Source organism: Pseudomonas sp. (genome assembly GCF_028293835.1).
In the GTDB taxonomy this organism is placed as follows: Bacteria; Pseudomonadota; Gammaproteobacteria; order Pseudomonadales; family Pseudomonadaceae; genus Aquipseudomonas.
The window spans coordinates 1-23,595 of record NZ_JAQGNX010000079.1 but is presented as its reverse complement, the minus strand read 5'-3'; the positions used below and the strand labels follow the sequence as shown (position 1 = coordinate 23,595).

At 56.1% G+C, this 23,595-nt stretch carries 22 protein-coding genes, 1 tRNA gene and 2 pseudogenes; 15 read left to right on the top strand and 10 right to left on the bottom strand.

What is annotated here, in order from left to right; genetic code table 11:
- The first annotated feature begins 76 nt into the window (after window positions 1-76).
- From JWR17_RS09715 to JWR17_RS09705, 3 genes are read left to right on the top strand one after another with little or no spacing between them, the layout of a single operon-like run.
- Window positions 77-841, top strand: a complete 765-nt coding sequence (locus JWR17_RS09715; RefSeq protein WP_299830652.1) for an IclR family transcriptional regulator — start codon at window positions 77-79, stop codon at window positions 839-841.
- 32 nt (window positions 842-873) lie between these two features.
- The gene (locus JWR17_RS09710) at window positions 874-2,100 is read left to right on the top strand and encodes an amino acid deaminase (RefSeq protein ID WP_299830650.1); all 1,227 of its coding nucleotides are present in this window, start codon (window positions 874-876) and stop codon (window positions 2,098-2,100) included.
- Between the two features lie 21 nt (window positions 2,101-2,121).
- Window positions 2,122-3,069 (top strand): sugar kinase, encoded by a 948-nt coding sequence (locus JWR17_RS09705; RefSeq protein WP_299830648.1) that lies wholly within the window; start codon window positions 2,122-2,124, stop codon window positions 3,067-3,069.
- 125 nt (window positions 3,070-3,194) lie between these two features.
- Here JWR17_RS09705 and JWR17_RS09700 read toward each other — a convergent pair whose 3' ends face one another.
- Window positions 3,195-3,470: a peptidylprolyl isomerase gene (locus JWR17_RS09700; RefSeq protein WP_297835580.1), complete on the bottom strand. Its 276-nt coding sequence runs from the start codon at window positions 3,468-3,470 to the stop codon at window positions 3,195-3,197.
- Between the two features lie 205 nt (window positions 3,471-3,675).
- On the opposite strand from JWR17_RS09700, the gene JWR17_RS09695 reads away from it, so the two are divergent.
- Complete coding sequence (locus JWR17_RS09695) at window positions 3,676-4,857, top strand: PilT/PilU family type 4a pilus ATPase (RefSeq protein ID WP_299830646.1); 1,182 nt, start codon at window positions 3,676-3,678, stop codon at window positions 4,855-4,857.
- Window positions 4,858-4,885: 28 nt separating this feature from the next.
- On the opposite strand, the gene JWR17_RS09690 is transcribed toward JWR17_RS09695, so the two are convergent.
- The 7 genes from JWR17_RS09690 to JWR17_RS09660 form a co-directional block, all read right to left on the bottom strand.
- A complete protein-coding gene (locus JWR17_RS09690; protein WP_299830644.1) occupies window positions 4,886-5,668 on the bottom strand; it encodes a 3-hydroxybutyrate dehydrogenase in 783 nt (260 codons plus the stop codon).
- Window positions 5,669-5,781: 113 nt separating this feature from the next.
- Window positions 5,782-7,365, bottom strand: a complete 1,584-nt coding sequence (locus tag JWR17_RS09685; RefSeq protein WP_299830672.1) for an ABC transporter ATP-binding protein — start codon at window positions 7,363-7,365, stop codon at window positions 5,782-5,784.
- A 1-nt stretch (window position 7,366) separates the two neighbouring features.
- Window positions 7,367-8,389, bottom strand: coding sequence for an ABC transporter permease (locus JWR17_RS09680; RefSeq protein WP_299830642.1), 1,023 nt, complete (start codon window positions 8,387-8,389; stop codon window positions 7,367-7,369).
- Window positions 8,389-9,459 (bottom strand): microcin C ABC transporter permease YejB, encoded by a 1,071-nt coding sequence (locus tag JWR17_RS09675; protein WP_299830640.1) that lies wholly within the window; start codon window positions 9,457-9,459, stop codon window positions 8,389-8,391. The genes JWR17_RS09680 and JWR17_RS09675 overlap by 1 nt, the downstream gene beginning before the upstream one ends.
- Complete coding sequence (locus JWR17_RS09670; RefSeq protein WP_299830638.1) at window positions 9,460-11,328, bottom strand: extracellular solute-binding protein; 1,869 nt, start codon at window positions 11,326-11,328, stop codon at window positions 9,460-9,462.
- Window positions 11,329-11,612: 284 nt separating this feature from the next.
- On the bottom strand, window positions 11,613-11,894 hold the full coding sequence (locus JWR17_RS09665; protein WP_299830636.1) for a peptidylprolyl isomerase: 282 nt from the start codon (window positions 11,892-11,894) through the stop codon (window positions 11,613-11,615).
- Between the two features lie 115 nt (window positions 11,895-12,009).
- Entirely contained in the window at window positions 12,010-13,098 is a 1,089-nt protein-coding gene (locus tag JWR17_RS09660) for a 3-deoxy-7-phosphoheptulonate synthase (protein WP_299830634.1), read from the bottom strand.
- Window positions 13,099-14,055: 957 nt separating this feature from the next.
- Here JWR17_RS09660 and JWR17_RS09655 point away from each other — a divergent pair.
- On the top strand, window positions 14,056-14,490 hold the full coding sequence (locus JWR17_RS09655; protein WP_299830632.1) for a GNAT family N-acetyltransferase: 435 nt from the start codon (window positions 14,056-14,058) through the stop codon (window positions 14,488-14,490).
- Between the two features lie 150 nt (window positions 14,491-14,640).
- Here the strand turns inward: JWR17_RS09655 and JWR17_RS09650 are convergent, their stop codons facing one another.
- Window positions 14,641-14,874 (bottom strand): DNA-binding protein, encoded by a 234-nt coding sequence (locus JWR17_RS09650; protein ID WP_299830630.1) that lies wholly within the window; start codon window positions 14,872-14,874, stop codon window positions 14,641-14,643.
- Between the two features lie 81 nt (window positions 14,875-14,955).
- On the opposite strand from JWR17_RS09650, the gene JWR17_RS09645 reads away from it, so the two are divergent.
- The 9 genes and pseudogenes from JWR17_RS09645 (at window position 14,956) to JWR17_RS09605 (ending at window position 22,338) form a co-directional block, all read left to right on the top strand.
- Window positions 14,956-15,309 (top strand): transcriptional regulator, encoded by a 354-nt coding sequence (locus tag JWR17_RS09645; protein ID WP_299830628.1) that lies wholly within the window; start codon window positions 14,956-14,958, stop codon window positions 15,307-15,309.
- 197 nt (window positions 15,310-15,506) lie between these two features.
- Entirely contained in the window at window positions 15,507-16,151 is a 645-nt protein-coding gene (gene uvrY / locus JWR17_RS09640; RefSeq protein WP_299830626.1) for a UvrY/SirA/GacA family response regulator transcription factor, read from the top strand.
- A gap of 1 nt (window position 16,152) precedes the next feature.
- A complete protein-coding gene (uvrC, locus tag JWR17_RS09635; protein WP_299830670.1) occupies window positions 16,153-17,976 on the top strand; it encodes an excinuclease ABC subunit UvrC in 1,824 nt (607 codons plus the stop codon).
- Window positions 17,977-18,008: 32 nt separating this feature from the next.
- Complete coding sequence (pgsA, locus tag JWR17_RS09630) at window positions 18,009-18,569, top strand: CDP-diacylglycerol--glycerol-3-phosphate 3-phosphatidyltransferase (RefSeq protein WP_299830624.1); 561 nt, start codon at window positions 18,009-18,011, stop codon at window positions 18,567-18,569.
- A 64-nt stretch (window positions 18,570-18,633) separates the two neighbouring features.
- Window positions 18,634-18,709 (top strand) — tRNA-Gly (locus JWR17_RS09625).
- A gap of 117 nt (window positions 18,710-18,826) precedes the next feature.
- The gene (locus JWR17_RS09620; RefSeq protein ID WP_299830674.1) at window positions 18,827-19,036 is read left to right on the top strand and encodes a hypothetical protein; all 210 of its coding nucleotides are present in this window, start codon (window positions 18,827-18,829) and stop codon (window positions 19,034-19,036) included.
- 167 nt (window positions 19,037-19,203) lie between these two features.
- Window positions 19,204-20,415, top strand: coding sequence for an MFS transporter (locus JWR17_RS09615; RefSeq protein WP_299830622.1), 1,212 nt, complete (start codon window positions 19,204-19,206; stop codon window positions 20,413-20,415).
- A gap of 296 nt (window positions 20,416-20,711) precedes the next feature.
- Window positions 20,712-20,895 (top strand): annotated as a pseudogene (locus JWR17_RS09610) (integrase); the annotation flags it as partial.
- Window positions 20,896-21,048: 153 nt separating this feature from the next.
- Entirely contained in the window at window positions 21,049-22,338 is a 1,290-nt protein-coding gene (locus JWR17_RS09605; RefSeq protein WP_299830620.1) for an FAD-dependent oxidoreductase, read from the top strand.
- A 129-nt stretch (window positions 22,339-22,467) separates the two neighbouring features.
- Here the strand turns inward: JWR17_RS09605 and JWR17_RS09600 are convergent, their stop codons facing one another.
- Window positions 22,468-23,268 carry an enoyl-CoA hydratase gene (locus JWR17_RS09600; protein ID WP_299830618.1) on the bottom strand — a complete coding sequence of 267 codons (801 nt, stop codon included), beginning with the start codon at window positions 23,266-23,268 and terminating at the stop codon, window positions 22,468-22,470.
- A gap of 182 nt (window positions 23,269-23,450) precedes the next feature.
- Here JWR17_RS09600 and JWR17_RS09595 point away from each other — a divergent pair.
- Window positions 23,451-23,595: pseudogene (locus JWR17_RS09595) on the top strand (electron transfer flavoprotein subunit beta/FixA family protein); the annotation flags it as partial.

Genomic DNA, 23,595 nt, shown 5'->3' with positions numbered 1-23,595 from the left:
CTAGCGTGGGAACGATCGATTCACGGCGTTAAACTGCTCGGCATTCTTTACCGATCGCTTATTGGGTAGTGCGAACATGACCGAAGACACCATCAAACGTCGGGCCAGAGGGCTGGATCGGGCGTTCGATATCCTCGACTTCCTCAAAGAAAAGGGCACACCCCTGCGCCCGAATGAAATTGCCAGCGGCATCGGCAGTCCAAAATCCACGGTCTATGAGTTGGTCAGTTCATTGCTTGAGCGGCGGATTCTGGAAACCGTGGGCAAAGACGGGCACGTCTATCTCGGACGCCAGCTGTATTTTCTTGGCCAGGCGCATTTGCGCCATTTCGATTTCACCCGTGAAGCCGAAGCCTCCCTGGCAGAAATCGTCAGCCAAACCCATGAAACCGCGCAGATGTGCTTGCTCAACGGCCGCAAATACACGGTGGCGTTGATGAAAGAGGGCGAACGGCACTTTCGCATTTCATCCGACATCGGCGAAAACGCACCGATCCCCTGGACAGCGTCCGGGCGTTTACTGCTCAGTCATCTGAGCGACCAGGAAATCAACGACCTGATCGATCCCGAGGATTACATCCTTCCAGGTGGCGAACGGCTGCCCATGGAGACCTTTCTGCGAGAGATTCGTAGGGCAGGTGAAGAAGGTTTCTTTTCCTTCGACAGTGTTGCCGATACGTTTACCCATTGCTTCGCCGCGCCGGTCAATGACGAGCGGGGTATCTGCATTGCCACCCTGTGCATCGTCGCACCCCGTGCGGATGCGAAAAATAATTACAGCGACTACCGTCGGGTGCTGATCGACAGCGCCAACGGTATTGCGCGCCGAGTCAACGAATAGCGCGAACCGCTCGCGCTGTCAGGAGAACCGTCATGAGTTTTGCAACTGCCGACTTGAACGCAACCGCAGTAGAAAAAGGCGCCGCTGCGCCCGGCGACAGCCTGGTGCGCGACGTCAGCCTGCCCGCGTTGGTCATACATCAGAAGGCGCTGGAACATAACATTCGCTGGATGCAGTCCTTCGTCAGCAACAGCGGCGCCGAACTGGCCCCCCACGGCAAAACCAGCATGGTCCCGGCGTTGTTTCGCCGACAGTTGGAACAAGGCGCCTGGGGCATCACCTTGGCCACTGCCGTGCAGACCCGCGCAGCCTATACCCATGGTGTGCGGCGAGTGTTGATGGCGAACCAATTGGTGGGCACGCCGAACATGGCGCTGATCGCTGACTTGCTCGACGACTCGATGTTTGATTTCCACTGCATGGTTGATCACCCGGACAACGTCGCAGCGCTGGGCGAATACTTCGGCGGACGCGGCTTGCGTTTGAACGTGATGATCGAGTACGGCGTGCCCGGTGGACGTTGTGGTTGCCGTACCGAGCAGGAAGTATTGGCGCTGGCCGAGGCGATTGCCGCTCAACCGGCGCTGGCATTGACCGGAATTGAAGGCTACGAAGGCGTGATTCATGGTGATCACGCCATCGCCGGGATCAAGGCCTTTGCCGCTTCACTGGTGCGTTTGGCGGTTGAACTGCAAGACAAAGGCGCGTTTTTTCTGAGCCGCCCCATTGTCACGGCGTCCGGTTCGGCCTGGTACGACTTGATCGCAGAAGCGTTTGATGCCCAAGCCGTTCGCGAGCGTTTTCTCAGCGTGTTGCGACCCGGCAGTTACGTGGTGCATGACCACGGCATTTATAAAGACGCGCAATGCTGTGTCTTGGATCGTCGCAGTGAGCTGAGCGAGGCTTTACTCCCGGCGTTGGAAGTCTGGGCGCACGTGCAATCGATGCCGGAGCCTGGCTTCGCAGTGATCGCCATGGGCAAACGCGACGTCGCATTCGACGCCGGGTTGCCCAACCCATTGCTGCGTTACCGCGCCGGTGTATTGCCTGCCATGGGCGATGATGTCAGCGCCTGCAGCGTAACGGCGGTGATGGACCAACATGCGTTCATGACCATTGCTCCGGGTTGTGAACTGAAGATTGGTGACATCATTTCTTTCGGCACCTCGCACCCGTGTTTGACCTTCGATAAATGGCGCTCGGGCTGTCTGGTTGACGAGCGTCTGATGGTCATCGAACCCTTGACCACGTTTTTCTAGGCCGAGGAGCTAGCCAGTCCGATGAGCGAATTGATCAGTCACAATCATCCTCGTATTGCCTTGATCGGCGAATGCATGATCGAGTTGCAGCAACATGCCAACGGCACACTGCAACAGAGTTTCGGTGGTGACACGCTGAACACGGCGGTCTATATGGCGCGCATGCTCGGCGGCTCGTCCCAGGTGGATTACGTCACGGCCCTGGGGGACGACAGTTTCAGCGATGCCATGTGCCAGGTGTGGGCCGATGAGCAAATCGGTCTGAGCCGTGTTCAGCGCCTGCCAGGACGATTGCCCGGTTTGTATTGCATCCAAACCGACGGCAACGGCGAGCGACGCTTTCTGTACTGGCGCAATGAAGCGGCGGTGCGTGACTGCTTTACCACGCCCGCCGCAGAGCCGATTCTGGCGGCGCTGGCGGATTACGATGTGCTGTATTTCAGTGGCATCACCTTGGCGGTGCTGGGCGAGCAGGGCCGTGCACGGTTGTTGTCAGTGTTGACCGAAGCCCGCAAGCGCGGCGCCCGGGTTGCGTTCGACAATAACTACCGACCACGGCTCTGGGCCAGCGTCGAACAGGCCCGCGAAGCCTATCGCGCGGTGCTGCCGCAAGTGGACCTGGCGTTGTTGACTGAAGATGACGAGCAAGCGCTGTTTGGCTATGCCGACACGGAACAGTTGTTGTCGGTGTACAGAGCGTTAGGTATCAGCGAAGTGGTAATCAAACGCGGCGCACAAAGCTGTCTGGTCGAGGCTTTGGGCGAGCGATTTGAAATCCCGGCGCAGAAGGTTGCGCGGGTGGTTGACACCACAGCAGCGGGCGATTCATTCAGCGCAGCGTACTTGGCCCAGCGGTTGAAGGGTGGAAGTCCAGAACAAGCAGCACTCGCCGGGCATCGGTTAGCGGGCTTGGTGATACAACATCCGGGGGCATTGATTCCCAAGAGCGTGATGCCGGTGTTTCAGTAACACCAAGAGCGAGATATGTAAGAGTCAATTGGTTGGCGAGACGGGCGACGCGGTGCATCTGAACGGCTGCGTTGTGGCTTATATCGCTAACAAGTTGGCTCCTACAGACCCCCGCTTCTACGTTCTCAATCCCGATAAAAAACCTGCACCAAGTGATACCCAAACTTGCTCTTGACCGGTCCATGGATCACCCGTACTGGTTTTTTAAATATGACTTGGTCAATGGCACCGACCATTTGCCCTGGCCGAACTTCGCCCAGATCGCCGCCGCGTTTGCCTGAGGGGCAGGTGGAATATTTTTTGGCCAACACGTCAAACGCTTCACCCTTGGCAATACGTTGTTTGAGTTGTTCGGCCTCTTCGGCGGTTTTCACCAGAATGTGGCGGGCGAGCGCTTTCATGTCTCGGGCAGTCCTGAAAAATCGGTGGGTATTATGCCTGTCCTCGATGCCGATTGATTGTTTCTGCCGACAGGTGCGCAACATCTGCAATATCGGTTTGCGCCAAACCCCTTATCAATCCAAGCTACAGCCATTCGCCGGCCAATAGAGCTACGTTTACTGTCGGCGACTCGTCATTTTTCTTGTTCATGCGGATGTGCTGCTTATGGATTTCCCCGCGCTGTTGAAAATTCTGGCCAGTCAGGACGGATCGGACCTTTTCCTGTCGACTGGCGCGCCGCCCTGCGCGAAGTTTAACGGTGTGCTTAAACCCCTGAGTAACGAGGCCTTGAAGCCGGGCGTTGTGGCGGCGGTGGCCGAGAGCATCATGGACGTCGAACAACGGGTGGAATTTGAACGTGAGCTGGAGATGAACCTGGCGGTGTCGCTGGCTGGCATCGGGCGGTTTCGGATCAATATTTTCAAGCAACGTAATGAAGTTTCAATCGTGGCCCGGAACATCAAGCTCGAAATTCCGCGTTTTGAAGATTTGAAACTGCCGCCCGTGCTGCTGGAAGTGGTGATGGAAAAGCGCGGTCTGGTGCTGGTGATCGGCGCCACCGGCTCGGGTAAATCCACGTCGCTGGCGGCCATGATCGATTACCGCAATCGCAACAGCGGCGGCCATATCATTACCATTGAGGACCCGGTGGAATTCATCCATCGACATAAAAAATCGATCATTAACCAACGTGAAGTGGGGGTCGACACTCGAAGTTTCCACGCCGCGTTGAAGAACACCTTGCGTCAGGCCCCAGACGTGATTTTGATCGGCGAGATCCGTGATCGGGAAACCATGGAGCACGCGCTGGCCTTTGCCGACACTGGCCATTTGGCTATCTCGACCCTGCACGCCAACAACGCTAACCAGGCACTGGACCGAATCATCAACTTCTTTCCGGAAGATCGCCGTCAGCAATTGCTGCATGACCTGGGCAACAACCTTAAAGCGTTTATTTCCCAGCGATTGGTCAAGACCCAGGACGGCAAGCGTCGCGCTGCGGTGGAGGTGATGCTCGGTACGCCGACTATCCGCGACTTTATCCAGCGCAACGAGTTGAATGAACTCAAAGGCATCATGGAAAAATCCGCTAACCTGGGGATGCAAACCTTCGACGGTGCGTTGTACGACTTAGTCGTCGAAGGCGCTATCAGCGAGGAGGAGGCCATGAAGAACGCCGATTCCATGAACAACGTGCGGTTGCGCCTTAAGCTGCACCGTGACAACGGATCGCCGAAAACCATCAGCACACCGCCAGCGGCGCCTCAGCCCGCCGCAGAACCCAACGTAGCCAATTGGGGGCTGGTGCCAGACCAGCCCGAGGGCAATCCGTTCAAGATTGAATAGACGACGCCAGCGGTTATATAGGCCTGGTTTATTGCGCCAACCAGCCGCCGTCGATGTTCCAGGCAGCACCGCGTACCTGGCTGCCGGCTTCGCTGCACAGGAACAGCACCAGTTCGCCCAGTTGCGGTGGTGTCACGAACTCCAGCGAAGGCTGTTTTTCGGCCAGCAGGTCGTGCCTGGCTTTTTCCAGGTCGCCGTCTGCCGCGCCACGGGCGTCGATTTGCTGCTGCACCAGCGGCGTCAGTACCCAGCCAGGGCAAATTGCATTGCACGTGACATTGCTGGTAGCTGTTTCCAGCCCCACTACTTTAGTCAAGCCAATCACGCCGTGCTTGGCTGCGACGTAGGCCGCTTTGCCGGTAGATCCCACCAGCCCGTGGACTGAAGCGATATTGACGATTCGGCCCCAGCCCTTATTGCGCATGCCCGGCAGGCAAAGGCGAGTGCTGTGGAACACCGACGACAGGTTGATGGCAATAATAGAATCCCAGCGCTCGACCGGGAAATCCTCAACCGGTGACACATGCTGTATTCCGGCGTTGTTAACCAGAATGTCGATGCCGCCGAATTCACGCTCGCCGTAGGCGACCATGTCAGCGATCTGCGCGGGGTCGCTCACGTCAGCCGGATGGTGGCCGACTTTGCCGCCGTCTTTGCCAGCCGCCGCTTCAACATCGGCCACTACTGCGGCCGCATCGCCGAAGCCGTTGAGAATCACATTAGCACCCGCGTTGGCCAGGCTCAGGGCGATGCCCAGGCCAATGCCGCTGGTGGAACCGGTAACCAGTGCAGTTTTACCATGCAAGCTCATGTTCAAGTCCTCAAGTTGGCTTTTAATCATGGGCGGCCAATCACAATCCCCTGTAGGAGGTTCCGCCACGCCTCCGACGTCGCGCTGTCGCGCCGCAAACACAGAGCCTACAGTCAAGCAAACCCAGGATGCGCTGCCGCCAATAATTCCTTGGTGTACGGATGCTGCGGTGAATCGAACACGTCATGGCTGGCGCCGCGCTCGACAACTTTGCCGTCTTTGACCACGATCAGGTCGTGGGCCAGCGCTTTGACTACTGCCAGGTCATGGCTGATAAATAAGTACGTCAGGCCGTGTTTTTCTTGAAGCTGGCGGAGCAGGGCGACCACCTGTTTCTGCACCGTGCGGTCCAGCGCCGAGGTCGGCTCGTCGAGCAGAATCAATGCCGGTTTTAATACCAGTGCTCGGGCAATGGCGATGCGTTGGCGTTGCCCGCCGGAGAACTCATGAGGGTAGCGATGCCGACTGTCAGGGTCGAGGCCCACCTCTTTCAAGGCCCGGATCACTTCAATCTCGCACTGTGTCGGCGTAAGGTTGCTGTGAACTTCGAGACCCTCACTGATGATTTGCTCCACCGACATCCGCGGGCTGAGGCTGCCGTAAGGGTCTTGAAACACTACCTGCATCTGTTTGCGCCACGGACGCATCGCTTTTTGACTCAGGCCATCCAGTGGCTGCCCCTGAAACCGAATGCTGCCCCGCGACTCAACCAAGCGCAGGATCGCTTGACCCAACGTCGACTTGCCGGACCCTGATTCGCCGACGATGCCCAGCGTCTTGCCGCGTTCAATGCTCAGGCTGATGTCATCCACCGCCTTAAGGTATTCCCGGTGCTGACCAAAAATCCCCCCGCCCAAGGAGAACCAGACCCGCAGGTTATCGACTTCCAGCACTTTCTCGCGGCTGTCACGAGGCAGAGGTTCGCCTGCCGGCTCGGCATCCAGCAGCAAACGGCTGTAGGGATGTTGCGGGTGCTTGAACAGCAGATGGCAGTTGGACTGCTCGACAATTTCCCCGGCACGCATTACGCATACCCGTTGAGCGATGCTGTGCACCAGATTCAGGTCGTGGCTAATGAGCAACAGCGACATGTTCAAGCGTTGTTGTAGCTCTTTAAGCAACAGCAAAATCTTCCGTTGCACGGTGACGTCGAGGGCCGTGGTCGGTTCGTCAGCAATCAACAAATCGGGTTCACACGCCAGGGCCATAGCAATCATTACCCGTTGCCGCTGGCCACCAGACAGTTGGTGTGGGTACGCCTTGAGGCGCTTGTGAGGGTATTGAATGCCCACCAGTTCCAGTAGTTCAATGATTCGACGTTGCGCCGCCTTACCACTCAGTCCCCGGTGTACCAGCAAGGTCTCGCCAATTTGCTTGGCCAGGGTATGCAACGGGTTGAGCGAGGTCATAGGCTCCTGGAAGATCATTGCGATGCGGTTGCCGCGAATCTCCCGCAGTGTCGACGCGCTTGCGCCCACCAGTTGCTGGCCGCGATAACGAATGCTGCCGGTGGTCTGCGTACCGGCGTGATGCAGCAGTTGCAGAATCGAATGGGCCGTCACTGACTTGCCCGAGCCGGACTCGCCCACCAACGCCAGGCATTCGCCTGCGGGAATGTCCAGGCTCAGTTTTTTTACCACCGTGTGCCCGTTGAAGGCAACCGTCAGGTCGCGAATTTCAATCAGGTTTTCGGACATATCAAGACCTCGGGTCGAAAGCATCGCGCAACGCCTCGCCAATGAATACCAGCAGCGACAGAATCAGCGCCAAGGTGAAAAACGCAGTCAGGCCCAGCCACGGCGCTTGCAAATTCTGTTTGCCCTGGCCGATTAGTTCGCCCAGTGAGGCGCTACCTGCTGGCATGCCGAACCCCAGGAAATCCAGGGCGGTCAGGGTCGAAATAGCACCGGTCAAAATGAACGGCAGGTAACTCAAGGTCGCGTTCATGGCGTTGGGCAGGATGTGCCGCATGATCACTTTTTTATCGCTGAGGCCCAGCGCTCGGGCCGCTTTGACGTATTCCAGGTTACGTCCGCGCAGAAACTCCGCGCGCACCACATCGACCAATGCCAGCCATGAAAACAGCGCCATGATCCCCAGTAACCACCAGAAATTCGGTTCGACGAAGCCCGACAGAATGATCAGCAGATACAGTACCGGCAACCCGGACCAGACCTCTAGCAAACGCTGGCCGACCAAATCGACCCAGCCACCGTAATAGCCTTGCAATGCACCTGCAGCAATCCCGATCAGGGCGCTGATAAACGTCAGGGCCAACGCGAACAGAATCGATACCCGCGCACCGAATATCACCCGTGCCAGTACGTCCCGGGCCTGATCGTCAGTGCCCAACCAATTGGTTGAACTGGGCGGGCTAGGGGAGGGCTTGACCAAGTCGTAGTTGGGCGTGTCATCGCTGAACGGGATCGGCGGGAATAGCATCCAGCCGTCGCCGTTGGCGATCAGTTTACGCACGTAGTCGCTGCGGTAGTCCGGCTGGAAGGGCAGTTGACCGCCAAATTCCTGCTCCGTATAGCGCTTGAACGCGGGGAAATACAACGAGTGCTGATAACTCAACACCAGCGGTTTATCGTTCGCAATCAGCTCACCACCCAGGCTCATCAAGAACAGCGCGCAGAACAACCACAGGGACCACCAGCCCCGGCGGTTATCGCGGAAGCGTTGGAAGCGGCGGCGGCCTAACGGAGAAAGTCTGAACATCAGGCGTTCCTCGCGCTGAAATCAATGCGTGGATCGACCAGCGTGTAGCACATGTCACCCACCAGTTTTATCAGCAGGCCGAACAGGGTAAAAATGAACAGCGAACCGAACACCACCGGATAATCCCGAGAAACCGCAGCTTCATAGCTCATGCGGCCGAGGCCATCCAGAGAGAAAATCACTTCAATCAGCAGCGAGCCTGCGAAAAATACGCTGATGAAGGCCTGGGGGATCCCGGACACCACTAGCAACATGGCGTTGCGAAAAACATGGCCATACAGCACGCGTTTCTCGCTGACGCCTTTGGCCCGCGCGGTTACTACGTACTGACGGGTGATTTCATTGAGAAATGAATTCTTGGTCAGAATGGTCAAGGTAGCGAAACCACCGATCACCAATGACATGACTGGCAATACCAAGTGCCAGAAGTAGTCGGCAATCTTGCCCACGGTAGAGAGCTGTTGGAAGTTTTCCGAGACCAGCCCCCGGACGGGAAACCAGTTCAGCGATGTGCCGCCGGCAAACACCACCACCAGCAACATGGCGAATAAAAATGCTGGCATGGCGTAACCGATGATGATTGCGGTACTGGTCCAGATGTCGAAGTGACTGCCATGCCTGACCGCTTTACGAATACCCAGCGGGATCGACACTAGGTAGGTGATCAGCGTCGCCCATAGGCCCAGGGAAATCGACACCGGCATCTTCTGCAGAATCAAATCCGTGACTTTCGCGCCGCGGAAGAAACTATTGCCGAAATCCAGTCGCGCGTAGTTTTTCAGCATCAGCCACAGCCGTTCATGCAGCGGTTTGTCGAAGCCGTATTGGTGCTCGATTTCTTTGATCAATTTCGGGTCCAGGCCTCGGCTGGCACGGGAAACGGTGCTGCCGCTACGGGACTCAGCCGGCGCACCGCCTACACTGCTGGCAGAGCCAATGCCTTGCAGGTGGGCGATGGCTTGCTCCACCGGCCCGCCAGGCGCGGCCTGAACGATAAAAAAATTGACCAGCAAGATGCAAAACAACGTAGGAATGATCAACAGCAGTCTTCGCAGTAAATAACCGAGCATTCAATGCACCTCTGCGGGATTGGCCGATGCACCGCGTTTTTCCGCGAATTGCTCGTTGTTCAGTGGAGTGGGGCTGATTTCCCACCAGGTTTCAATGGCTTCGCCGTTGGCGGCCTGGACCTTGGGAATACCGAAGCGGTTCCACCAGACGGTAGACGAGCCGGGCGGGTAGAAATTGGGAATCCAGTAGTAGCCCCATTGCAGTACCCGATCCAGTGCGTGGGCATAGTTGACCATTGTCGGCTTATCGCTCGCCTTGACCAGCCCGGAAATCAGGCTGTCAACGGCCGGATCCTGCAGGACCATGTAGTTGTTTGAACCGGGATCTTTGGCGCTTTTAGAGCCAAAGCAGCTGTACAGTTCCAGGCCTGGCGAGGTCGACACTGGATAGCCAGTGACGATCATGTCGTAATCCCGCGCCATGACCCGATTGAGGTATTGCGCGGCATCAATGCGGCGGATGTCGAAGGTGATGCCGATTTGCGCCAGGTTACGTTTGTAGGGCAGCAGCAGCCGCTCGATACCGGATTGAGCATTAAGGAAAGAGAACGCGAACGGTTCGCCCGCCGCGTTGACCAGATGGTCACCTTTCGGCATCCAGCCTGCTTCTTCCAATAGCTTCAGGGCTTGCAATTGCTTGTCACGAATGAAGCCGGTGCCATCGGTTGTTGGGGTATGAAACACATCGGTGAATACTTCCGACGGCACCTTCCCGCGCAGCGGTTCGAGTATTTTCAGTTCTTCGTCAGTGGGCAGTTGGTCGGCGGCCAATGCGCTATTGGAAAAGTAACTGTTCTGACGCACATACACATTGTGCATCATCTGCCGATTGCTCCATTCAAAGTCCCACAACATCGCCAAAGCTTCGCGAACGCGTCGGTCCTTAAACATCGGCCGTTCAAGGTTGAAGATATAGCCTTGAGAACTCTGCACCGCACCCTCGGCCAACTGTGCTTTTTGCAGGCGGCCTTCGCTCAGTGCGGGGCTTTCGTAGCCAATGGAATAGGCGGTCGCGGAGAATTCGCGGTTGTAATCGTAGGCACCGCCACGCAATACCTGACGCGCGACGTCGATGTCACCGAAATACTCGACGCTGAATTTATCGAAGTTATAAAGGCCTCTGCTGACTGGCAAGTCCTTGCCCCACCAGTCCGGATCACGCTCGAAGGTGATGCTGCGTCCGGCGTCGACCTTACTCACCTTATAGGGGCCACTGCCCAAGGGGATTTCGAAACCGCCGCCATCGGTAAAATCTCGAGTTTTCCACCAATGCTCGGGAAATACAGGCAGCGACGCCAAGTCCAGCGGTAGGGTTCGGTTCTCGTTGCTTTTGAAATCAAAGCGAATTTGCGTGGGCGACTCGACTTCAACCTTGGCAACGTCTTCGAATTCGGTGCGGTATTCCAGGCTGCCCTGGGTCATCAGCAGGTCATAGGAATACCGTACGTCTTCGGCGGTGATTGGAACGCCATCGGCAAAACGCGCTTTAGGGTTCAGGTAGAAACGCAGCGACAAGCCGTTATCGAGGCGCTCCATTCGCTGTGCGACCAATCCGTAAACTGTGTAGGGCTCATCCAACGAGCGAACAGCCAGCGGGGAATAGAGCATGCCGCTGATTTGCGACACACCGGTGCCTTTGTCGATATAGGGCAATAGATGGTCGAATTGGCCAATAGACTGCGCGGACCGCCGCATGCTGCCACCCTTGGGGGCGTCCGGGTTAACGTAATCGAAATGGGTGAAGTCGGCGGGGTATTTAGGCGCCTCACCGTAGACAGTCAGGGCATGTTCCGGAGCGGCGGCCAAGGGCTGAAAGCCAGAAATCAAGGCTAGCGTTGCGACAATCAACGATGAAAAAACAAAACGCATTGCTCAAATCCTGACTGATGTCCGCAAGCGAATATCAGGGTTAAGGGTAAAAAACCAAGATTGTGCAGAAACCTGCCGGACCATAAGCTGTTTATAGCGCAATGACGAGTCTGATAGCCGCGGGCTAACCATGCATTGACACATGGAGTTGCACAATCGGTTTTTTTGTCTGTACGCATAAATGTCTTGAATGACATAGCCGGTACAGCCTTACGGCAGGTGTAAGCGTTTTAAATGAAAACGGCCCGTCAGACAGACGGGCCGTTGAGTCAGCGGTGCAAGACTTAATCTTGGCGGCTGGTGACTTCCAGAAGGTGATAACCGAATTGAGTTTTTACCGGACCTTGCACGACATTGATTGGCGCGCTGAAGACCACGGTGTCGAATTCCTTAACCATCTGGCCTGGGCCGAACGAACCCAGATCGCCGCCTTGACGGCTGGATGGGCAGCTTGAATTGGCCTTGGCGATTTCGGCGAAATCAGCGCCGCCTTCAATTTGGCTTTTAAGTTCGTTGCACTTGTCTTCGCTGGCAACAAGGATGTGGCGGGCAGTGGCTTTAGCCATGGGAATATTACTCCTGTGAAAAAAGGGGAAGCCTACCGGATTAAGGACGGTAATTCCCGGGAAAGTTCCGACCGTCCTTTAGGTTGATCATCCGGACGGTTACCGTGTCATTCGCTCAATTTTGCAGGCGTAGCCGTTTGGCCGCGTCGCGCAGTAACTGCTCGCTGCCGTCCCAGCCCAGGCAACCGTCCGTCACTGAGACGCCGTAGCGCAGAGTGCCGCTCAGCGGCTGACAGCCTTCGAACAAGTGACTTTCGAGCATCATGCCAACCAGCGAGCGGTCACCTTGCAAGCGCTGTTCAAGCACGTCGTTGAACACGGCAGGTTGACGCAAGGGGTCTTTGCCGCTGTTGGCGTGGCTGCAATCGACCATGATTCGCGAGGCTACTCCGACCTTTTCCAGGGTCGCACGTACCTTGGCCACGCTCTGGCTGCCGTAGTTGGGGCCGCTGTGGCCACCGCGCAGCACCATGTGCGTGTCGGGATTGCCTTGGGTTTCGATGATGGCCGGATGACCGTGCCGATCGATACCGAAATGGCGATGGGCATGGGCTGCCGAGCGCATGGCGTCTGTGGCGATGGCGACGCCGCCGTCAGTACCATTTTTAAAACCTACCGGCATGGCCAAGCCGCTGGCCATTTCCCGGTGAATTTGCGATTCAGTGGTGCGAGCACCAATGGCGACCCAGCTCAACAGGTCGTCGAAATAGCCTGCTGCCATCGGCTGCAGAATTTCGGTGGCAATGGGCAAGCCCAGCCGAAGCAGTTCGCGCATCAAGTCCCGGGACAGCGTCAAACCGCCGGCCATGTCATCACTACCGTCGAGGCGAGGGTCATAGGCCAACCCTTTCCAGCCCACGGTGGTGCGGGGTTTTTCGACGTAGGCGCGCATCACCAGTAACAATTCATCGCTGACGTCCGCGGAAAGCGCGGCCAAACGTTCGGCGTATTCCAGGGCGGAGCGGGGGTCATGGATCGAGCAAGGTCCGACAACCACCAATAAACGGGCGTCTTCACCGTTGAGAATGGCGCGCACTTGCTGACGATGAGCAGCAACCTGGTGGGTAAGCGCTGTGTCCAGGGGCAATTGCTGTTTGAGTTGCAAGGTGCTGGGCAAACGCTGTGGGGGTAGAACGCTGTCGATCAAAGTCACGCTGTGCGACGACAGTTCTGACACATTTTTTACCGCGACGGACGAATTCATGTGCTGGCTTCCTGGGCGGGCGCGGTGTACCGCGCTCGACGCCCTATTGGGGTGTTCGACAATTGGCCGTAACGGCCTTCAGTGTTGGCATGCCACCCGAAAGTGACCGATCGGAGGCGGCAGGCTGTCCCGAACGGAGGCTGCTAAATCGCCAGGCGAAGTGGGTGTCGTTGCGGTAACCAGTGGCGTAGTTCATGTCGTGTTCCTTAATTCAATTCAATGTAATTCGTGTTTGTCGGGCCTGAAAAAACAAAACCCCCGATCAGGTTGCCGACCGGGGGTAGAGAATTCTCTGGTTGGCGACCCCGTTATGTGGGCGCCTTATAGGTATCAGGCGCGCTAGTGGCTAAACCAATACCCAAAATAAAAATTAACGGGTGCTACAACCAGACCTGTTACCGCCATGGCAGGCACGGCTGTAGCCAAGCGACGAGCGCTGGCAGAGCGATGTGACTGCGATGAAGTGGACTGCAACATGGTCTGTCTCCGTTTAATGGAGCCGAGCTTACTGCACCGGCGTGTGACTGTTCAATTAGAAATTCGCATCGCGCCGATTGAATGCGCAGGGGGTTGGAAATTGCAATCCGTCTTCCACACAGGCCGTCGCGGAGCAAACACAGTGTAGGAGCGCGCTTGCCCGCGATCGGGCGAAGCAGTTGTAAATCAGGCAAATTGGTTTTTTGGAACTGGGTTGGGCATTTGGGACCGCTTCGCGCTCCATTGCGGGCAAGCGCGCACCTACAATTTAATTTTGCGTAAACTCAATTGAGCTACGCGTTGTTTGATAGGGAAGCTCAACTCGACTCGCGCCAAAGCTATGGGATCGACTTTATTCGGCAAGCGGGTGGTACGGTGTGTCAGACCTACCGCGGCGTGACCCTCGCGGATGAAGTCGTCCCCGCAGGGGTATTCAACCCGTTGATTGTTGACATAAGTTGTTAGAGAGGAGGCACAGACATGAACGTGACGCTGCGCCAGGCCACCGCTGCTGATCTGGACTTCGCTCGTGAACTGACCCGGGTGAATATGCGCCGTTATTACGTCGAATTTGGTTGCGTATGGCATGGAGAACTATTCGATGACGAATGGAAGACGCGGCAGAGCTTCGTCATCCTCAAGACTAATAAGCGGATTGGTTTTTTCAGCGTTAGTCTGGAGTCGCTTTATCTTTACCTGCGGGACATACAACTGTGCGAGCCATATCGAGGCGAAGGTGTTGGCGGTTGGGTCATGAATCAGATTGCCTCAATGACCTATGAACACGGATTCAAATGCGTCCGACTGAAAGTGTTCAAGAGCAATCCGGCGATAGCTCTTTACCAACGGCATAAATATACCGTCGTCGGCGCCGAGGACGCGTTGTTATGGATGGAGCGCGTTCTCAATGATTGAGTCGCTGCTTGGGCATGGGGACACACCGTGTCGAGATGCCGAACGCAACCACCGTCCCGAATGACGGTAATTTTTCAGTTAAAGAAGACCTGCAACGAGCAGCGTTCAGTCATAAGAGCGCTACCCAAGAGCAGAGTTGAAAAGCAAAGGTCATTCCGCTGATGGCGCAACGCCTGACTGTTTTTCAACTGGAATGCTACCAATTTTCATTCCTAGCAACACCGCAACTTTATGGGATTCGCCACGCTTACCTTTTTTGCGTCCGGCCAAGACTTGATAGGTCGTCGCAGGATCAATGCTGTGTTCCCTGGCGAATTCTTGAACTGATTTTCCTTGTTGCTCTAACCAAGCCTTAGCTTGTGCAGCGGTACGTATTCCGGGCATAGTTCAAAACCGTTCAAATCAGTTTAATTTTCATCGATTCTACCCCTCGTAAGGATAGGGTCAACAGGATTATGCATTCAAATGAATGGAATTGGTTCAAGATTGCGAAAAGAACGAGAGCGCTTAGGCCTCTCGCAGCGAGTATTTGGTGAAATTGGTGGTGTAGAGGCTAATGCTCAGGGCAAATACGAAAGCGGCGACCGTGCCCCTAAAGCCGATTATCTGGCAGCTGTTGCAGCGCGAGGTGTGGACGTTCTATTTGTGCTTACCGGTATGCCAACCCCGATTCCCGTCGACAACCTCACTCAGGCCGAGGAAAAGGTCCTCGGTAGTTTTAGGACGTTGCATAAAGAGGACCAAGACGCGATCAGGCGATTGACGACGACCATGGCTGATCTGTCAGCTTCATATTTGACAAACAACAAATCGATGTGAACGGCGCCTCGGGTAAATATTGCTGTGACTGGGCTTTCTCAAAAAAAATCTAAATAGATGAAGACGTTAATGGTAGCGTGTCATTAACGCTGTTCACTCGCCGGCGTTGCACCAATATCGTGCCTTACGCTAGGTCTGGCTCGATGTTTTTGCTAAGGTGGGCAACATTCGTCATGACCGTTTTGTGAGGTGTCTGCTTGATTAGGGTGCTAGTAGTCGATGACCATGATCTTGTTCGAACAGGCTTTACACGGATGTTGGCCGATATCGATGGGCTCCAGGTCGTAGGGCAGGCTGAGTCAGGTGAAGAGTCCCTGCAGAAAGCCCGTGAACTCAAACCCGATGTGGTGTTGATGGATGTCAAAATGCCTGGCATCGGGGGGCTGGAGGCCACTCGTAAACTGATCCGCAGCCACCCCGATATCAAAGTCGTGGCCGTTACGGTCTGTGAAGAGGATCCGTTTCCGACCCGACTGTTGCAGGCTGGCGCGGCGGGTTATATGACCAAGGGCGCAGGCTTGGCCGAGATGGTTCAGGCCATACGTCTGGTATTTGCCGGGCAACGCTACATCAGTCCGCAAATTGCTCAGCAGTTGGCGCTCAAGTCTTTTCAGCCGCAGAGCAGTAATTCGCCATTCGATCTGCTGTCGGAGCGTGAAATTCAGATTGCGCTGATGATCGTGGGTTGTCAGAAAGTCCAGACCATTTCTGACAAGTTGTGTTTGTCGCCCAAAACAGTTAACACTTACCGATACCGTATTTTTGAAAAGCTCTCCATCGGCAGCGATGTCGAGCTAGCCCTATTGGCCGTTCGCCACGGCATGGTTGATGCCAGTCTCTGAAATGACCCAAACGTTCGATCCAAGTGCCTTTCTCTCTACCTGCAGTGGCCGTCCCGGTGTGTATCGGATGTTCGATGCCGAGGCGCGCTTGCTGTATGTCGGCAAAGCAAAAAATCTCAAGAATCGATTGGCCAGCTATTTTCGCAAAACCGGACATGCACCGAAGACCAGTGCGTTGGTCGCCCGTATTGCGCAAATCGAAACCACGATCACCGCCAACGAAACCGAAGCGCTGTTGTTAGAGCAGACACTCATCAAAGAGTGGCGGCCGCCCTACAACATTTTGCTGCGTGACGATAAATCCTACCCCTACGTTTACCTGTCGGACGGCGATTTCCCACGCCTAAGCATCCATCGCGGTGCGAAAAAGGGTAAGGGCCGGTATTTCGGCCCTTACCCGAGCGCCGGGGCCATACGTGAAAGCTTGAGCCTGCTCCAGAAAGCCTATCTGGACCGGCAATGCGAAGACAGATATTTCAAAAACCGGACCCGGCCGTGCCTGCAATACCAGATCAAGCGTTGCAAGGGGCCATGCGTCAACTTGGTCGAGCCTGAGGTGTATGCGCAAGACGTCCGTCACTCAATCATGTTCCTTGAAGGCCGCAGCAACGCGCTGTCCAACGAGCTCAATGCAGCCATGGAGGAGGCGTCGGTCAATCTGGAGTTCGAACACGCGGCAGAACTGCGTGATCAGATCTCGCTGTTGCGACGGGTTCAGGATCAGCAAAGCATGGACGGCGGCACGGGTGACGTCGACGTAGTGGCGGCATTCATCAACCCGGGCGGCGCCTGTGTGCACTTGATCAGTGTGCGCGGCGGAAGGGTATTAGGCAGCAAGAGTTTCTTCCCTCAGGTCGGTATCGAGGAAGAGGTGGGCGAGGTTATGTCCGCATTTCTGTCGCAATACTTTCTCAGCGATCATGACCGCGAATTGCCCGGCGAAGTCATCGTCAACGTGGTTCACGAGGACTTTCCGACGCTGATTGATGCGATTGAAGAAATACGTGGCCATGAAATGATTATCAGCCACCGGGTGCGCGGCACCCGTGCGCGCTGGCAGCAATTGGCGGTGACCAATGCCGAACAAGCGCTCACCGCTCGCCTGGCGAACCGACAGCACACGACGGCGCGCTTTGAAGCATTGGCGAAAGTGCTGAACCTTGATGAGCCACCGCAGCGCCTTGAGTGCTACGACATCAGCCACTCCAGCGGCGAGGCGACCGTGGCTTCCTGCGTGGTTTTTGGTCCGGAAGGGCCGATCAAAGCGGATTACCGCCGCTATAACATCGAAGGCATTACCGGCGGTGACGATTACGCGGCCATGCACCAGGCGTTGACGCGGCGCTTCAGCAAAATCAAGGATGGCGAAGGCAAACTGCCGGATATCTTGCTGGTCGACGGCGGTAAAGGGCAGTTGTCCATGGCCCGGGATGTGATGAATGAGTTGGCGATACCGGGCATCATTTTATTGGGCGTAGCCAAAGGCGCCACACGCAAGGCCGGTTTCGAAACGCTGTATCTGAACGACGCCGCCCATGAGTTCACGTTGAAGGGCGATTCGCCAGCGTTGCACTTGATTCAACAGATTCGTGACGAAGCTCACCGATTTGCCATCACCGGGCACCGCGCCCGGCGCGGCAAAACACGTCGCACCTCGACCTTGGAAGGGGTCGCTGGCGTGGGGCCCACCCGTCGCCGTGACCTGCTGAAACACTTCGGTGGATTGCAAGAATTGTCCCGTGCCAGCATCGAAGAAATAGCTAAAGCACCCGGAATCAGTAAAAAGCTCGCAGAGTCGATTTATGCCAGCCTGCACAGCGAGTAGAATGCCCGCTCACCTCGTAGCCAGTTGTGCCGATGAATATCCCTAATCTGATCACCGTAATACGTGTCCTGCTGATACCGATCTTCATTTTGCTGTTTTACCTGCCTTACCACTGGAGCTACACGGCGGCCAGTACGGTCTTCGCCATTGCGGCGGCAACCGATTGGCTAGATGGTTACCTGGCGCGTCGGCTCGAACAAAGCACGCCATTCGGTGCGTTTCTCGATCCAGTGGCTGACAAGCTGATGGTAGCGGTCGCGCTGGTGCTGTTGGTTCAGGCCCACGCCAACCTGTGGCTGACATTACCGGCTGCGGTCATTATCGGTCGCGAGATCGTGATCTCTGCGTTACGGGAATGGATGGCTGAAATCGGCGCTCGGGCACATGTGGCCGTTTCCAGCCTGGGTAAATGGAAAACCGCAGCGCAGATGATCGCCCTGGTTATTCTGTTGGCAAACCCGCCAGGGTTCACCTTCTGGGTCGTGCTCGGTTACGTGCTGTTGCTGGTAGCGGCGGGGCTTACGCTGTGGTCAATGGTTCAGTATTTGCGCGCCGCCTGGCCACACCTGCGGGACACCACGGAGAAAAAATAAGTTTTTGAATCAAGGGCTTGACGGGGCTATCTGAATCGATAGAATAGCGCCTCGTCACCAAGATGCGGGAATAGCTCAGTTGGTAGAGCACGACCTTGCCAAGGTCGGGGTCGCGAGTTCGAGTCTCGTTTCCCGCTCCAAATATTGCGCTGCAGAGTTCCACTGAATTCTGTAAGCGATTGAAATCAGGACCTTCGGGTCCTTTTTTCGTTCCAGCGAGATCACCGGAAACCTCTGACAACCACGACTTTTAAGCCATGGCACTTTCCGATCTGGTCGTCCGGCAGGCGAAAACGACCGGCAAGGCGTTCACCCTTAACGATCTCGACGGGCTGCTTCGCGCTGCCTCAATCCCCCGCGCCATGGTCCATTCCTGCGCCTGCCCGAGCTACCGGCCAAGTGTTGATACCATAACGCCCGATAATGTCCACGAGACCATCAAAATGGCGCGCGACGCTCTCGCTTAAGCCAATCACCCGCCAGCAGTACGAAGTGGGGCGAAGTACTAATCACCACGCAGCGATCCTTTGATCTTTGCCTGGAGGTTAAATATCAATTGCTTGGCTCGCTATTTTTCCGCAACAGCCCAACCCCGACACTGTGCTCCTGAATCAAACCCACCGGAGTCACAGCCATGCCTATTGCCCTGCTCGCGCTGACCCTTAGCGCCTTTGCCATCGGGACGACCGAGTTCGTCATCGTTGGCCTGTTACCCACCATCGGTACCGACCTTGGGGTCAGCCTGCCGTCGGCCGGCCTGTTGGTCAGCCTTTACGCCCTGGGTGTCGCCGTTGGCGCGCCCGTTCTCACCGCCCTGACCGGCAAAGTCCCACGCAAATTGCTGTTGTTGTCGCTGATGGTGTTGTTCACCCTTGGCAATTTGCTGGCCTGGAAAGCCCCGAGTTACGAATCGTTGATCATTGCGCGCATCGTCACCGGTCTGGCCCACGGGGTGTTTTTCTCGATTGGCTCAACCATCGCCACCAGCCTGGTGCCGAAGGAAAAAGCCGCCAGCGCGATTGCGATCATGTTCACCGGTCTGACCGTGGCGCTGGTCACCGGCGTGCCACTGGGGACCTTTATCGGTCAACATTTCGGCTGGCGTGAAACGTTCCTCGCGGTGTCCGCACTCGGGGTGATTGCCTTCATCGGCAGTCTGCTTTACGTGCCGAAAAACATCGTCCACAGCAAACCGGCTTCACTGTTGCAGCAATTGCAGGTGCTCAAACAACCGCGTCTGCTGCTGGTGTACGCCATGACCGCGGTCGGTTACGGCGGCTCGTTCATTGCCTTTACCTTTCTTGCGCCGATTCTCCAGGACATTTCCGGCTTCAGCGCCAGCACCGTCAGCCTGGTGCTTTTGGTCTATGGCATCTCGGTGGCCGTCGGCAATATCTGGGGCGGCAAACTGGCCGATAAACGCGGTCCGATCAGCGCCCTGAAAATCATCTTCGCCTTGCTCGCTGCGGTGCTGTTCGTGCTGACCTTCACCGCTGGTAATCCATGGTTGGCCTTGGCCACCGTGCTGGTCTGGGGCGCGGTCGCCTTCGGCAACGTGCCAGGTCTGCAGGTTTATGTGGTGCGTCAGGCTGAGCATCACACACCGAATGCGGTGGACGTTGCGTCAGGTTTGAACATTGCGGCGTTTAACCTCGGCATTGCCGGTGGTGCGTGGGGCGGTGGTTTAATCGTTGCTCACATGGGGTTAATCCACACAGCGTGGATTGGTGGCCTGGTGGTGTTGGTCGCATTGGCGCTGACCGTCTGGAGCGGTCGCCTTGATCGTCTCGGCCCGGTGTATGCCGAACCGGTGGACGGTTTGGCGCGCAATGTTGCTGGGCATTAGAAAAGCCGGCTGTATGGAAACTATTCGAGCGCCAAGCGCCAGCTCAACTCTTGGTACTCCTCGTTCTTTTTGAGCGACCACAGATCGTAAAAGATATAAACGTTTCGCGGAGTAACGCGAAGCTTTGATCTGGGCTTGAGTTTTCACACAGCCACGGCGGAGATTAGTCCTGACTCCGCCATAACCCAACACATAACCTTTCATTGAATGAGGCAGCGGGTGATAGAGGCTTATGTCCCGTTCCGTGCTCCGCCAGGGCCTGACGCAACGGCAGATAACCCCCATCGCTGCTGTAGCGCAGGGCATTAACCACAGCCGATAAGCGTCGGACCTGGTTTAGCCAATTGTTCCGATATGCGCTGGTGAAGCTCGAGGGGTTGGAACACAACCCTGCTTTAGACCTCGATGTTATCGCACTCCCCCAAACCCACAGCTGCACACAATCCGTTTTTACGTATGGACGAACTGCTGACGTTGCTCGCTGCGTTTCGTAGACACCGACCGCGACGTCTTCTACTTGCCATCTTTCCTCCTATAACTGACACTATGACAGCTTTGCATGGCAATTGAGCAACAGTAAGTTGTCATTCTCGCCGTGCCCTGAACTGTTTTGCGGATTAATGGAGACACAGGATGAGAACACTGGATCAACCCACTGCAGTGATTATCGGGGCTGGCCATGCCGGTAGCGAGGCGGCAATTTCATTGCGTCAGAACGGCTATACCGGACGCATTGTGCTAGTGGGAGACGAGCAGAGCTTGCCCTATCAGCGGCCATCACTGTCCAAAGCCTTCCTGGCCGGCAGCGTAGCGGCCGAAGCAATACTGCTTAGGCCGCTGGCCATTTATGCCAAATCAGAGATTGAAATGCGGGTAGGTACGCGTGTAACAGGCATTGATCGTGCGTCGCATCACATCACGCTGTCGGATGGCACGTCGCTGCGTTACACCCGCCTGATACTTGCCACCGGTAGCCGCCCACGGTTGCTGCAGGCGCCGGGGTTGCCGGTCGGTAAGGTGTCGGCAAACGTTCATTATTTACGCACTTTGGCCGATGTGGAACGGTTGCACCCTCAGTTCATCGGAGGGCAGCGGCTAGTGATTATCGGCGGCGGGTATATCGGCCTGGAAGTCGCTTCGGTTGCGCGGAAGGCTGGCCTTGAAGTTGTGGTTCTGGAGGCTTCGTCGCGAGTGCTTTCCCGCGTAACCGCGCCTGAAGTATCGAGTTTTTACGAGGCGGTGCATCGTTCGGCAGGAGTCGATATAAGGGTCAATACACAAATCGAACGATTTACCTATGATGCGTCTACCGAATGCGTCAGCGGTATCGTTACGTGTGACGGCGCAACGCTCTTGCTGGATTTGGTCATCATCGGCATCGGTGTATTACCCAACAGCGAGTTGGCAGAACAGGCCGGACTTGAGGTGGATAACGGCATTCAGGTCAATGAATTTGCCCAAACATCGGACCCGGACATCTTCGCCATCGGCGATTGCAGCAGTCATCCCAGTCCAATTTACTCGCGGCGCTTGCGCCTGGAGTCGGTGCCCAATGCGCTTGAACAGGCGCGTACCGCTGCGAAGGCCATCAACGGCATGCTGGTTCCCTATGCGCCCGTGCCATGGTTCTGGTCGGATCAGTACGATCTAAAACTACAAATGGTGGGGTTGTCTCTGGGATACGACCAAGTGGTAATGCGCGGGTCTCCGGCGAAGCGTTCGTTTGTAGTGTTCTACCTGCTCAGCGGCAGCATTATCGCAGCCGACTGTATAAACCGGTCGCAGGAGTTCATGTTTGCCAAAAAACTGGTCGCGGCACGGGCAACTCCAAGTCCTTCGATGCTGGCTGATGAAATGCTCAACCTGAAGGCACTACTGGACGCGCTACCGGCACAATTGCTTGAACCTGTTCAACCGGCCTGACGCGCGCCTGAGCGAGAGTCGCGCCCTGGATCCAGTGTTCGCGGGCGCTACCAAGTGGCATTTCCCAGTCGCCTCCCGCTAGAGTCTGTGCTGCGCTAACGACATGCTCGGAGGCTCATTGCAGATTCGTTATTGTTGTGGGTTGGGGCGTTCTCCCGAAGCAGCTTTGCCGAGTTTTGACGTGCTGCGGGAGAGGGCGGTGCCCAGCGCTTGTTGAGCCTCGGCGGAACCCAAGCGGGCAATGAATAAAAGATTTTCCTGACGCAGGGTGTCTTGCAGTTGCTGAAAGTCGGCGCGTTTTAGTAGCTGCTTGGTTTGCCTTAACGCGTCTGGCGGTAACGCCAGAAATCGGCTGGCTTGCTGTCGAGCGACTGCGAGGCATTGCGCCCCATCCTCCAGCACTTCATTCGCAAAGCCCCATGCAACGGCTTTTGTACCGTCGAGGGTTTCACCCAGAAGCAATAACCCGGCTGCCCGGGCACGCCCCAGCAACCGAGGCAGCAGCAGGGTAGCGCCAAACTCTGGACATAAGCCAAGGCTCACGAACGGCATGCGCAGCTTCGCGTTTCGACTGACGGCGACATAATCGCAATGCAGCAGCAGTGTCATTCCAATGCCGATCGCCGCGCCACATACCGCAGCGATCAATGGTTTTTCCAGCTCGATGACCGACGCCATGAAGCGGAACGCAGGGCTGTCCAAGTCTGTCGGCGGGACCCGAAGAAAATCCTCTAAATCATTGCCGCTGGTGAACGCGTGTTCGCCGCCTGTCAAAAGAACCACTTTGACGTCGGGGTTTTCGGCCGCATCGAAAAGGGCCTCGGCCAGGCTCGAATACATGGCATTAGTCAGCGCATTGAGCTTGTCTGGACGGTTCAAGCCCAAGGTCAATAGCCCAGCAGATAAATCAATCGTAATCGGTTCGTTCATGGTGTTTGGCTGCGATGGGCATGAAGCATAAAAATCTCCGGATTGGACTGATGTACGCCTGTACACTATAACGCTATATTGTGATAAAAATAACATATCGTCAGTTATTGATTGACTTTTTCATGATAAAAAACAAAAGTGGATTGACGGTCATCAGGCCTTCCTTCCGTTTAGAGAACTTCATGAAAATTCTTGTCCCCGTCAAACGAGTGGTCGACTACAACGTCAAGGTTCGCGTCAAAGCGGACAACTCCGGCGTCGACCTCGCTAACGTCAAAATGTCGATGAACCCCTTCTGCGAAATCGCTGTAGAAGAAGCCGTACGCC

Bases quoted from the DNA above. Each gene is read 5' to 3' on its own strand.
- JWR17_RS09715 (WP_299830652.1), top strand. From the start codon at position 77: ATGACCGAAGACACCATCAAACGTCGGGCCAGAGGGCTGGATCGGGCG.
- JWR17_RS09710 (WP_299830650.1), top strand. From the start codon at position 874: ATGAGTTTTGCAACTGCCGACTTGAACGCAACCGCAGTAGAAAAAGGC.
- JWR17_RS09705 (WP_299830648.1), top strand. From the start codon at position 2,122: ATGAGCGAATTGATCAGTCACAATCATCCTCGTATTGCCTTGATCGGC.
- JWR17_RS09700 (WP_297835580.1), bottom strand. From the start codon at position 3,470: ATGAAAGCGCTCGCCCGCCACATTCTGGTGAAAACCGCCGAAGAGGCC.
- JWR17_RS09695 (WP_299830646.1), top strand. From the start codon at position 3,676: ATGGATTTCCCCGCGCTGTTGAAAATTCTGGCCAGTCAGGACGGATCG.
- JWR17_RS09690 (WP_299830644.1), bottom strand. From the start codon at position 5,668: ATGAGCTTGCATGGTAAAACTGCACTGGTTACCGGTTCCACCAGCGGC.
- JWR17_RS09685 (WP_299830672.1), bottom strand. From the start codon at position 7,365: ATGTCCGAAAACCTGATTGAAATTCGCGACCTGACGGTTGCCTTCAAC.
- JWR17_RS09680 (WP_299830642.1), bottom strand. From the start codon at position 8,389: ATGTTCAGACTTTCTCCGTTAGGCCGCCGCCGCTTCCAACGCTTCCGC.
- JWR17_RS09675 (WP_299830640.1), bottom strand. From the start codon at position 9,459: ATGCTCGGTTATTTACTGCGAAGACTGCTGTTGATCATTCCTACGTTG.
- JWR17_RS09670 (WP_299830638.1), bottom strand. From the start codon at position 11,328: ATGCGTTTTGTTTTTTCATCGTTGATTGTCGCAACGCTAGCCTTGATT.
- JWR17_RS09665 (WP_299830636.1), bottom strand. From the start codon at position 11,894: ATGGCTAAAGCCACTGCCCGCCACATCCTTGTTGCCAGCGAAGACAAG.
- JWR17_RS09660 (WP_299830634.1), bottom strand. From the start codon at position 13,098: ATGAATTCGTCCGTCGCGGTAAAAAATGTGTCAGAACTGTCGTCGCAC.
- JWR17_RS09655 (WP_299830632.1), top strand. From the start codon at position 14,056: ATGAACGTGACGCTGCGCCAGGCCACCGCTGCTGATCTGGACTTCGCT.
- JWR17_RS09650 (WP_299830630.1), bottom strand. From the start codon at position 14,874: ATGCCCGGAATACGTACCGCTGCACAAGCTAAGGCTTGGTTAGAGCAA.
- JWR17_RS09645 (WP_299830628.1), top strand. From the start codon at position 14,956: ATGAATGGAATTGGTTCAAGATTGCGAAAAGAACGAGAGCGCTTAGGC.
- uvrC (WP_299830670.1), top strand. From the start codon at position 16,153: ATGACCCAAACGTTCGATCCAAGTGCCTTTCTCTCTACCTGCAGTGGC.
- pgsA (WP_299830624.1), top strand. From the start codon at position 18,009: ATGAATATCCCTAATCTGATCACCGTAATACGTGTCCTGCTGATACCG.
- JWR17_RS09620 (WP_299830674.1), top strand. From the start codon at position 18,827: ATGGCACTTTCCGATCTGGTCGTCCGGCAGGCGAAAACGACCGGCAAG.
- JWR17_RS09615 (WP_299830622.1), top strand. From the start codon at position 19,204: ATGCCTATTGCCCTGCTCGCGCTGACCCTTAGCGCCTTTGCCATCGGG.
- JWR17_RS09605 (WP_299830620.1), top strand. From the start codon at position 21,049: ATGAGAACACTGGATCAACCCACTGCAGTGATTATCGGGGCTGGCCAT.
- JWR17_RS09600 (WP_299830618.1), bottom strand. From the start codon at position 23,268: ATGAACGAACCGATTACGATTGATTTATCTGCTGGGCTATTGACCTTG.